The sequence below is a fragment of the Brachybacterium nesterenkovii genome, from assembly GCF_900163655.1.
GTDB lineage: Bacteria > Actinomycetota > Actinomycetes > Actinomycetales > Dermabacteraceae > Brachybacterium > Brachybacterium nesterenkovii.
This window is the reverse complement of the sequence record NZ_FWFG01000074.1, coordinates 1-1,259: the sequence shown is the minus strand read 5'-3', so window position 1 is coordinate 1,259 and position 1,259 is coordinate 1. Positions and strand designations below refer to the sequence as shown.

General features: G+C 65.8%; 1 protein-coding gene. It reads right to left on the bottom strand.

From position 1 onward, the window contains the following. On the bottom strand, nt 1–1,047 hold a 1,047-nt coding region (locus FM110_RS08895), incomplete at its 3' end, for an IS110 family RNA-guided transposase (RefSeq protein ID WP_087104415.1). Nucleotides 1,048–1,259: the final 212 nt, after the last annotated feature.

Below are 1,259 nucleotides of genomic sequence, written 5' to 3'. Positions count from 1 at the left end.
CCCCATAGGAACGGGATCTGCGAACGCCTGGGCGGCGGGGACCACGTCGGCTCGCTGTGCCGCATAGACGCGGTCCGAGAGTCGACGTCGTAGCAGCCGTAGCGCCTCTTTGCGCGTCTTGCCGGCGGTGATGAGCTTGTCGTAGTAGGCGGCGCCCTCAGCGCCCATCCGGATCTGGGTGAGGGCGGCCATGTGCAGGGCGGTGTTGATCGTGCGGTTCCCTCCGCGCGAGAGGCGAACGCGGACCTTGTTGCCTGACCAGACTGGGATCGGCGCGGTGCCGTTGAATCTCGCGTAGGCATCGCGGGAGCGAAACCTGGCGATCCCCGCTGTCTCGCCGATGATCATCGCTGCGCCCAAGGTTCCCATCCCCGGGACGGCGACCAGTGAGGGATGGCTGGCGCGCACCAGTCGACTCAGGCGGCTCTCCAGCGTGTTGATCCTGACGGTGAGCTCTCGAATGTCGACCAGGAGGTCCCGAGCGATCTCGGCCACCGCCCCTTCGACTGGCTCCAGGTACTCGATCAGCTCGTCCAGGAGGTGGTATCGGCGCAGAGCACGAGAGGGAATCTCCAGCTCAGGATCAATTTCGTGGAGGAACCAGCGAGCCTTGGACTGCATCGCTGTGCGCCGGGCGACCAGGGTCCTGCGATGGTCTGACAGGAGCTTGATGTCCCTGGAGGCGCCCGGCAGCTCAGCGGTCGGCAAACCCTCTTCGCGAAGTGCGACCCGGGCCACGGCCTCAGCGTCAATGGGGTCGGATTTCCCGCGTTCCCGGCTGCTGCGCCTCATGCCGGCCATCAACCTGGTGTGCACGCGCACGACTCGATGGCCGGCTTCGAGCAGATCCGCCTCGAGTCGACGAGTCAGGTGTCGGCAATCCTCGACTGCGACGGTGACGTCTTCGAAGCCCTCCAGCCAGGTCATGATTCTTCGGTGACCGGCGGCACGTGCTTCGACCGTAAGTTCCTTGATCCTGCGACCCACTTCGTCCACCGCGACGAGCGTGTGCCAGTCCTTGTGAGCGTCGATACCGATGACAGTCATGACAGTCCCTTCCTCAGGCCGGATTCTGCTCGAGCTGCGGTGCCGAACGCGGGCGGGCACGCCTCAGTGGGGCAGTCGAACCAGCAGGCTCCTATCAGGCCACGCCTACCTCCAGCACCGCGGGCCCCGGCGGGACGGCACATCGCGGATAAGCCACGAGGGCAGCGAAAAAAGGAGCCAGCCCCGCCGGGACGCCTTCAGTCTGGTACTGA